This window comes from Fictibacillus sp. UD, assembly GCF_043558025.1.
GTDB lineage: Bacteria > Bacillota > Bacilli > Bacillales > Fictibacillaceae > Fictibacillus.
On sequence record NZ_JARUHH010000001.1, the window covers coordinates 651,780 to 660,795 of the forward strand.

Consider the following 9,016-nt stretch of genomic DNA (forward strand, 5'->3'; position numbering starts at 1 on the left):
GTACATATGCCATGCGGGTTATTTCTGCATGGCTTTTTTGTATGCTTCATAAGAAGTATGTACATGTTCCCTATTAGATCGACCTCTTATATCCTCCTCATTCTCCGTATTAACGGAGGTGCAGATATGATTATATCCTTCCCGATTCCTCCTTGAACGTTTTTGTTTGTAGACAAAACAACCAAAACGATTAAGGGGTGTTCATATGATTTCAAATATCATTCAAAAAATAATGAAACACGAAACATTAACAGAAAATGAAGCTTTTTATTTTATGGAGAAATTGGCGAGTGGTGAAGTAACAGATGCTCAAGGAAGTTCTGTTTTAAGCATCATGAGCTTTCGCGGTGAGACTGTAGCAGAGATTGTTGGTTTTGTTAAAGCAATCAGAAAACTTTCTAGAGCGGCAGATTCTTCCCAACAACATGAGCTGATGGATACTTGCGGTACCGGCGGTGATGGAGCATCGACTTTTAACATTTCTACTGCAGTAAGTATCATACTCGCTTCTTTAGGGGTAAAAGTAGCCAAACACGGCAACAAAGCGGTTACATCAAAAAGTGGGAGCTCAGATGTCCTAGAGGCATTAGGTATTCAAGCTTCCAGTAACCAATTTGAAGCGAATTCGCAGCTGAATAAACACGACATAGCGTTTTTACACGCTCCATATTTTCATCCGGCACTAAAAAAAGTAGCCTCTTTGAGGGGGCAACTGCCTTTCCGAACGATTTTTAATTCCATCGGTCCTTTGTTAAACCCGATGGCACCCGCATATCAGTTGATTGGAGCTAGCAATGAGAAAGTTGCTGAAAAGCTTGCTGAAGTGATTAAGGAGCTCGGAATCAAACGAGCATTGATTGTTACAGGGAAAGAAGGCTTGGATGAATGTTCGATTACTGGCGAAACAAGGATGTTTTTAGTTGAGAACAACACGATTACGTCGTTTCTTTACACACCTGAAGAAGCAGGATTAAATCGAGGGAATTTAAGTGATTTAACCGTTACAGATAAACAAGAAAGTGCTGAACTCATCCGTTCCATCCTTCAAGGTGCAGGAAATGAATCAGCTCGTAATATCGTCATCCTTAATGCAGCTGCAGCCTTGTATGCGTCAAAACGGGTTCCAAGTATTCGAGACGGAGTGGAAATCATTAAACAATGTCTCCAATCCAAAACCGCATATTATCATCTTGAAGAAATGACGAAAGAAGAGGCGAATGCGCATGTTAACTAAAATATTGAGACAAAAAGAAAAAGAAGTTGCGGTTCTTCCTTCATTTAAAATAGGAGAGCTGGATTTTACAGATAAAGATCATCGCCCTTTTGCTGATAAAATTGCAAACTCTTTGAACAGACCAGCATTGATCGCCGAAGTGAAAAAAGCTTCACCATCTAAAGGAATCATTAAAGAAAATTTCAATCCTGTAGAGATCGCTGTGGAATATGAAAAAGCAGGAGCATCTTGCTTATCCGTCTTAACGGATACAGAGTTCTTTCAAGGAGACCTTCAATACTTAAAAGACATACGTAATCACGTGTCACTTCCTCTGTTAAGAAAGGATTTTATTATAGACGAAAAGCAAATCATTGAAAGTGTCGAACACGGAGCAGATGCGATTTTACTTATCGCGGCATGTTTAACAAGTGATCAATTAAAGAACCTGCACGCTTTTGCAACGGAATGCGGCTTAGAATGTTTAGTAGAAGTTCATTCTAAAGAAGAGATTATTCAAGTTTATGATGTATGCAATCCTTCGATGATCGGAATCAACAATCGAGATCTTAAGACGTTTACAACCGATATTGAGCATACGTTTTCTCTTCTATCATTTATTAAGGAAGAAACGCTTGTTATAAGTGAGAGCGGCATTAAAAGAGCTTCAGATGTAAAAAGTCTGTTGGATCACAATGTGAACGGTATGCTGATCGGTGAGACATTGATGAGAGCTGACTCAATAGAAAACACAATCAGAGAGCTTTATTATGACGGTTCAAATTAAATATTGCGGCTGTCAATCAGAAGAGGACTACAGCCTGTTAATAAAAACAAATGCTGACTTGATCGGATTCATATTTGCCGAGAGCAAAAGAAAAGTAAAACCTTCTGAAGTGAAAAGATGGGTTGTAAAATACGGAAAGCCGAAAAAGCTGGCAGGAGTTTTTCAAAATGCATCAGTGCAGGAGATCAAGGATGTAATCACCGAAGTACCGATAGATATTATACAATGTCACGGAGCTGAAACCGAAGAGACGATCATGGAAATAAAGAATCAATGCAACAAGGAAATTTATAAGGCGATTGCCTTTAGTGAACACATTTTTAATGAAATAGAATCATACGGAAAAGCAGCAGATGCCATAATCGTAGACAGTGTATCGAAAGGACGATTCGGCGGGACAGGTGTTCCTTTCTCTTGGATAGATGTTCCCCTCATGATGAAGAAAGCTGTACAAGTAGGAACAACGTGTTTCATAGCAGGAGGCATTTCACCAGATAATGTTTCTGAACTAATAAGATACAATCCCCACGGAATAGACTTGAGCAGCGGAATAGAAGAGAACGGGAAAAAGAGTGTGAAACGGATAGAACAATTGGAAAGGATGATAATGAAATGACGACAGCTTCAGTACCAGATTATAGAGGAAGATACGGTGTGTTCGGCGGAAAGTACGTACCAGAGACGATCATGTTTGCACTTGAAGAGCTTGAGGCAGCGTTTGATGAAGCCATAAAAGATAAAGAATTTAATGAGCTGTTTCAGAAAGAACTAGCAATTTATTCTGGAAGACCGACTCCCCTTACAAAAGCAGACCGTCTGAGTGATTCCAATGGTGGTGCATCCATTTATTTAAAACGAGAAGATCTTAACCATACAGGTGCACATAAGATTAATAACGCGATCGGCCAAGCGCTTCTTGCAGTAAGAATGGGAAAGAAGAAGATAATCGCTGAAACTGGAGCGGGACAGCATGGTGTTGCTGCAGCGACAGTGGCTGCTAAATATGGATTGTCTTGCAAAGTGTATATGGGGAAAGAAGATATACGAAGACAAGCGTTAAATGTATTCCGGATGAAGCTTTTAGGGGCAGAAGTGATTGAAGTTACTAGCGGTAGCCAAACGTTAAAAGATGCTACGAACGAAGCGATTAGAGAATGGGTAGCTTCAGTAGAAGACACGTTCTATCTTATAGGTTCAGCGGTAGGTCCATATCCATATCCTAAAATGGTAAAACAGTTTCAGCAGGTAATCGGTCATGAAACGGAAAGTCAGTTTACTCAAGAACATGATGGCAAACTTCCTGATGCTGTTGTAGCTTGTGTCGGCGGAGGGAGTAATGCGATAGGAATGTTCGCACCTTTTATTGAGAAGGAAGTTCCCTTATATGGTGTAGAAGCTGCAGGTCTTGGTGTAGATACAGACCAACATGCTGCTACACTATCAAAGGGTTCAAATGGTGTTATTCATGGATCACTGACGAAATTGCTTCAAACGAGTGAAGGACAGATTACTGAGCCATATTCCATCTCAGCAGGTCTTGATTATCCTGGAATAGGTCCAGAGCATGCTTATCTTCATGAAACAGAAAGAGTAAAATATGAAGCTGTAACAGATAAAGAAGCTTTAGAAGCGTTAAAGCTTTTATGTATAAATGAAGGTATTCTATGCGCTCTAGAGAGTGCTCATGCTGTGGCATATAGTTTAAAGCTCGCTAAATCTATGAATAAAGATCAAGCTGTTGTTGTATGTTTGTCAGGGCGAGGCGACAAGGATGTTCATACACTTATGGACAAAGAAGGGGGCGAATAAAAAATGAATAAAAGATGGGAAGTCTTTCAAAATTCTTCAGACTATCGCTTTGTGCCGTACATCATGGCAGGTGACCCTAGTGAAGAAACTACCATTGAATTGTCATTAGCACTAGAAGAGTGCGGTGCCGCGGCACTGGAACTTGGTGTTCCTTACTCTGATCCTTTGGCTGATGGCCCTGTCATTCAAAGAGCGGGTATGCGCGGTCTGGCACAAAAGGTTAATCTTGAAAAGACAATAGCGCTTGTTTCGAAGCTTCGAGAAAGAGGTTTAGAGATTCCAGTTATTATCTTTACTTATTATAATCTTTTGTTACAATTAGGAGAAAATCGCTTCCTGCAGTTAGCAGAAGAAAACGGTGTGGACGGTATTCTCGTTCCAGATCTGCCTTATGAGGAAAGCGGTTATCTGCAAGAAATGTGTTCACAGCATAACCTTGCTCTTATTTCGCTTGTTTCACCGACAACACGTGAAGAAAAGCTTGTAAAGCTCTCAAAAGAGGCAGATGGCTTTTTATATTGCATATCATCATTGGGTGTTACCGGAATAAGAAGCGAGTTTAGGGATGGTTTGGACGAATTTCTGCGAGCCGCGAAAGCAAACAGCCAAGTTCCCATCTTAGTAGGGTTCGGACTGTCACAGCGAGAACAAATCCAACAGTTTGAAGGTAGCAGCGATGGATTTATCGTAGGCAGTGCGATCGTTAAAAAGATTGAGGAACTTGAAGAAGAGCTGCTAACTAACAGGGAGGAAGCGATCAAAACGTTTAAAGCATTTATTGAATCATTGCTGCCTGTCTATAGTCGTTAAAAAGGAGTGGGAAAATGCAGCCGAAACAGCAGTTGTTATCTTTAAAACCTTACAAACCAGGTAAACCAGTAGAAGAAGTAAAGCGAGAATTAGGCCTTGAGAAGATTGTAAAGCTTGCATCAAACGAGAACCCCTATGGATGTTCTGCTCTTGCAAAAGAAAAGATAGCTGAAGAGCTCTCAAACCTTCATGTTTATCCAGATGGATATTCTGCAGAGCTTAGAGAGAAGCTTGCAATTCATCTTCAATTAAACCAAGATCAGCTCATCTTTGGTAATGGATCTGATGAAGTCGTACAAATTCTGTGCAGAGCTTATTTATCACCTGAAACGAATACCGTAATGGCGGCGCCGACTTTCCCTCAGTACAGACATAATGCTGTTATTGAAGGAGCAGAAGTGAGAGAAGTTCAGTTGGTAGAAGGAAATCATGATTTAGATAGCATGCTTGAGGCAATTGATAATGACACGAGAATCGTCTGGCTTTGCAATCCGAACAACCCGACTGGAAACTACATTCCTGAAGCTGAGTTTGTAAGTTTTATGAAAAAAGTGCCGCAAAACGTTATTGTTGTAAGTGACGAAGCTTATTTTGAATACGTTTCAGCTGCTGATTATCCAAACACAGTCGATTATTTAAATGATTTTCCGAATCTAGTAATCTTAAGAACCTTCTCTAAAGCGCATGGTCTTGCAGCGCTTCGAATTGGCTATGGAATAGCTGAAGCATCGATTATCCAATCTATTGAGCCGACAAGAGAACCGTTCAATACATCCCGAATTGCGCAAGCAGCAGCGATCGGAGCTCTTGGTGATGAAGGTTTCATTAACGAGTGCAAAAAGAAAAATAGAGAAGGATTAGAACTTTTTTATGCATTCTGTAATCAAAAAGGGCTGCTGTATTATCCTTCTGAAGCAAACTTTATCTTGCTGGACGTCCAGTCAAATGCAGATGAAGCTTTTGATTATCTATTAAGAAAAGGATATATCGTTCGCTCAGGCAGTGCCCTTGGTTTTCCCACAATGATTCGAATTACAATCGGCGAAGAAGAACAAAACAGAGAGATTATCGAACATTTAGGAACGTATATTGATACAGTTGTACAAAAAGTCAACAACTAAGGATAAGTGCATGAAAGCTTAACATAAAAAAGAAAATAGCCCGGGTCCAATAAAATAGATCTCAGGCTATTTTCATAATTTTCAAAAAAGTGTTGCATTTTAAATAAGCTCTATTTATAATGAATGTAATATGGTTTCTCTCCACTCCTATCCATATTATACTTTCCTGACAGCGCTTACATGTCAGGACTTTTTTTTGTTTTCAATACTTTTTCTCACATAAATTCCCCGTTTTTATCATAGCTTGTCTTAAGAAGAAAAAAGGAGGCGAGCTATGCGATATATTATTGAGCGCCCGCTGCAATCGCTCGGTACAGATACTATGCTTTCCTATCTAGTAGACTCTCAAAAAATCTCCTACGTTTCACAGGGCCCTCTAAGAATGAATGTTATGAAGATGTCCATGCAAGGTTTAAAGATGATACCCGGGCATATCAGTCCTCTAATGTCATTGAATAGATTGCCTATTGAAAAGGTAAAAGAGCGTCTTGCTGAAAGAGTTCGAAGCGGTACCACCACATTATTAACATCTGCAGAGATTAACTATCTGCATGAAGCGGAAACAGAGTTAAAACGAACACGTCATCTTCTTGTGTCCAGTTCGATCGATTATTGCATTGGTCTAAGCATGTCTCCTGAAAAGATTTCACCACAGATCATGAGCTTTTGCCGAAAGAGGAAAATTCCATTCATTCAGTTGATCTGTATGGATTTTAAACAATTAACGCACGTTATTTGGGAAAGAATAAGAGAAGCGAATTTTGATTATGGAACTGTCATTTTCCCTTCTTTTCCATCTCATATTGATATGAAGTTAAAAAAGACATGGCAAAGAAAATGGAATGAACTTGCAACCAAATTTCAAATTCCAACCCTTTTTAACGAAATAATTGAAAATGAACCGCTGCCATTACCAAGTTTAAAAATGCTTGGGATCTATCCGGTCAAAGGTGGATTGTTTACAGGAAGTGACGCAGATTACTGTATCCTTGCCACTGATGGAGTGAATGAAACGTTAAAGAGTGTGATCGTGAGAGGAACAATCGTTTACTCAGAAAATCTTCTGGAAAGACAGCAAGGTTATGGGAAAGAAATTATCGTTATAAAGCCCCGTCGTTTTGGAGAATCTCTCATTTCTCGTGTATAATAAGCACAAGAATACTAGGGATAAGGGAGTTTTTTCATTGAACGATATCCAAGATGCCATTAGGCTCGTAGAACACGGCGACGTAGAAAAAGGCATGACTTTATTAAATAAGCTTAAACAAAAAGCAACAGATCCAGAAAAGTTTGAGATCGCTGAAGTTTATCTAAACTGGGGGCATACTTCAGAAGCAATGAGCCTTTTTAATGCCTTGCTTGAAAAATATCCTGGTGATGGTGAGCTGCTCGTTTCAGTAGCAGAATGCTGTCTGGATGAAGGAATGGACGAGAAGGCAATAGAGTATTTAGAACAAGTAGACGAAAATGATGATGAATATTTAAGAGCACTCATCCTTCAAGCTGATCTGTATGAAAGTCTTGGATTGACTGAAGTAGCTGAGCGTAAGCTGACTGAGGCGCACCAAAAAGACGAAAATCATCCTGTACTTTCTTACGCACTAGGTGATTTTTATTTGAGACAAGGTAAATTTGATTCAAGTTTGCCTCTTCTAAAGAAAGCGATCGACAAAAAAGCAGAAATTGAAGATTTGACCCTTAGATATGCAGAAGCATTGAGTCGTGCGGGGAAATTTGAAGAATCACTTCCTTTTTACAGAAAAGGCCTGGATCATCACAAAGATCTATATAGTTTGTTTGGCCATGGCGTGACTGCTTTTAAAGCAGGAGAATTTAAAGAGGCCATTTCAAGTTTAGAAGAGTTAAAAGATATGGATCCAGATTATACCACGCTTTATAGTGTACTATCTGAAGCTTACGAAGAAGAAGGTGCTTTGACAGAAGCGTATGAAGTGATAATAGAAGGATTAAAGAGAGATGAACATAACGAAAATATATATTTGCAGGCTGCGAGGTTAGCTTATAAGCTCCATAACCCTGATCAGGGAGAAAAGTGGGTCAAGCAAGCACTCGAACTCAATCCAACTCGTATTGAGCCGTTATTACGGTTAGGTGATCAATATGTAAGGGAAGAAAGGTTTGAGGATCTGTTAAGTCTATACAAACCGCTTGCTGAAACAAAAGAGGAAATTCCGCTCATGTATTGGCATCTTGCAACCGCCAATAAAGAATCGGAAAACTATAGTGAAGCAGCTAAATGGTATGAAAAAGCGTCAGAACTTTTTTCCGAAGATCCCGTGTTCTTAGAAGAACATGCCTATTTTCTTCTTGAGGAGGGAGAGCAGAAGAAAGCCAAAAATATCTTGGTTAACCTGCTGAACCAAAACCCTGAACGAGTGGATATTGAAGACGTTTTAAATCGATTGGAAGAATTTTAAAACTTTCTGAAGCAAAGAAGGATTTTACAACCTGTGAGAGAATATAAATTATTATACAAAAGACGTGTTTTTGAATGATGGGGGGATTGCAATGAGCAGCACCGTTTCGGTCCTTGAAAAAAAGGATTTTATCAAATGGTTCCTTAATCATTATCAGTTAAAGAAGCGCGAATGTGTTTGGTTATTAAACTATTTAGTTAGTGACGACCAACTGATGGAGAAAGTACATTTTGTAGAGAAGGCTGAGTATTGTCCTAAGGCTATAATCATGTCAACTCAATGTACAGACGGAGTTCCTTTCCGTTTTTACAAGCAAAATGTTCTAACAACTGATGCCGAAAAATCATTTCATGACATTCGCTTAAACCAAGAAGAAGAAATCTATCTCGAACTCAATTTTAATGCATCACGGCTAACACCAGAATATGCTTCGGTTTTAGAAGAAAATCCTCATTTGCCGCAAAATATGTCAATGGACAAAAAATACGGCATCTGGGCAGAAATGGTTCTTGAAAAGTCGATCGAAACCTACCGAAAGAACGATATTATGGCTAAGATCGATGAAGCGTTAGATCAAAAAGATTATGATAGTTTTACGAAATGGACCAACGAACTCAAAAATTTAGAAAAACAGCCGTCATAGCCGTGTAAAGGTGACTCTTATAGAGTCGCCTTTTTTGTTTTTTTCTAACGGTGAGCATATATGCTCCTTATTTGAGGATTCGTGCTCGTCCAGCGGCTGACAAGCACGCTGGACGAGCGCCATATGAAAAATACGAGCCATATGAAAAATACGAGCCATATGAAAAATACGAGCCATATGAAAAATACGAGCCAT

Annotated in this window: 9 protein-coding genes; all 9 read left to right on the plus strand. The window is 39.4% G+C overall.

All coding sequences use genetic code 11. From position 1 onward, the window contains the following. Nucleotides 1-205: 205 nt before the first annotated feature. The 9 genes from trpD to P8610_RS03485 all read left to right on the plus strand — a co-directional run bounded on the left by trpD (nucleotide 206) and on the right by P8610_RS03485 (nucleotide 8,821). Nucleotides 206-1,234 carry an anthranilate phosphoribosyltransferase gene (gene trpD, locus P8610_RS03445; RefSeq protein ID WP_394603076.1) on the plus strand — a complete coding sequence of 343 codons (1,029 nt, stop codon included), beginning with the start codon at nucleotides 206-208 and terminating at the stop codon, nucleotides 1,232-1,234. Then, the gene (gene trpC, locus P8610_RS03450) at nucleotides 1,224-2,000 is read left to right on the plus strand and encodes an indole-3-glycerol phosphate synthase TrpC (protein ID WP_394603077.1); all 777 of its coding nucleotides are present in this window, start codon (nucleotides 1,224-1,226) and stop codon (nucleotides 1,998-2,000) included. Before trpD ends, trpC begins: the two co-directional genes overlap by 11 nt. Further along, the gene (locus tag P8610_RS03455) at nucleotides 1,984-2,616 is read left to right on the plus strand and encodes a phosphoribosylanthranilate isomerase (protein ID WP_394603078.1); all 633 of its coding nucleotides are present in this window, start codon (nucleotides 1,984-1,986) and stop codon (nucleotides 2,614-2,616) included. The genes trpC and P8610_RS03455 overlap by 17 nt, the downstream gene beginning before the upstream one ends. Then, the gene (gene trpB / locus P8610_RS03460) at nucleotides 2,613-3,809 is read left to right on the plus strand and encodes a tryptophan synthase subunit beta (protein ID WP_289495317.1); all 1,197 of its coding nucleotides are present in this window, start codon (nucleotides 2,613-2,615) and stop codon (nucleotides 3,807-3,809) included. The genes P8610_RS03455 and trpB overlap by 4 nt, the downstream gene beginning before the upstream one ends. A 3-nt stretch (nucleotides 3,810-3,812) precedes the next feature. Then, nucleotides 3,813-4,619, plus strand: coding sequence for a tryptophan synthase subunit alpha (gene trpA, locus P8610_RS03465; protein ID WP_394603079.1), 807 nt, complete (start codon nucleotides 3,813-3,815; stop codon nucleotides 4,617-4,619). Between the two features lie 14 nt (nucleotides 4,620-4,633). Further along, nucleotides 4,634-5,740, plus strand: coding sequence for a histidinol-phosphate transaminase (hisC, locus tag P8610_RS03470; protein ID WP_394603080.1), 1,107 nt, complete (start codon nucleotides 4,634-4,636; stop codon nucleotides 5,738-5,740). Nucleotides 5,741-6,014: 274 nt separating this feature from the next. After that, the gene (locus P8610_RS03475; protein WP_394603081.1) at nucleotides 6,015-6,887 is read left to right on the plus strand and encodes a hypothetical protein; all 873 of its coding nucleotides are present in this window, start codon (nucleotides 6,015-6,017) and stop codon (nucleotides 6,885-6,887) included. 37 nt (nucleotides 6,888-6,924) lie between these two features. Further along, entirely contained in the window at nucleotides 6,925-8,178 is a 1,254-nt protein-coding gene (locus P8610_RS03480; RefSeq protein WP_394603082.1) for a tetratricopeptide repeat protein, read from the plus strand. A gap of 91 nt (nucleotides 8,179-8,269) precedes the next feature. Then, nucleotides 8,270-8,821 carry a ReoY family proteolytic degradation factor gene (locus P8610_RS03485; protein ID WP_289495322.1) on the plus strand — a complete coding sequence of 184 codons (552 nt, stop codon included), beginning with the start codon at nucleotides 8,270-8,272 and terminating at the stop codon, nucleotides 8,819-8,821. Nucleotides 8,822-9,016 lie beyond the last annotated feature (195 nt).

Excerpts from the sequence above, each read along its gene's own strand:
- trpD (WP_394603076.1), top strand. The coding sequence starts at position 206 with ATGATTTCAAATATCATTCAAAAAATAATGAAACACGAAACATTAACA.
- trpC (WP_394603077.1), top strand. The coding sequence starts at position 1,224 with ATGTTAACTAAAATATTGAGACAAAAAGAAAAAGAAGTTGCGGTTCTT.
- P8610_RS03455 (WP_394603078.1), top strand. The coding sequence starts at position 1,984 with ATGACGGTTCAAATTAAATATTGCGGCTGTCAATCAGAAGAGGACTAC.
- trpB (WP_289495317.1), top strand. The coding sequence starts at position 2,613 with ATGACGACAGCTTCAGTACCAGATTATAGAGGAAGATACGGTGTGTTC.
- trpA (WP_394603079.1), top strand. The coding sequence starts at position 3,813 with ATGAATAAAAGATGGGAAGTCTTTCAAAATTCTTCAGACTATCGCTTT.
- hisC (WP_394603080.1), top strand. The coding sequence starts at position 4,634 with ATGCAGCCGAAACAGCAGTTGTTATCTTTAAAACCTTACAAACCAGGT.
- P8610_RS03475 (WP_394603081.1), top strand. The coding sequence starts at position 6,015 with ATGCGATATATTATTGAGCGCCCGCTGCAATCGCTCGGTACAGATACT.
- P8610_RS03485 (WP_289495322.1), top strand. The coding sequence starts at position 8,270 with ATGAGCAGCACCGTTTCGGTCCTTGAAAAAAAGGATTTTATCAAATGG.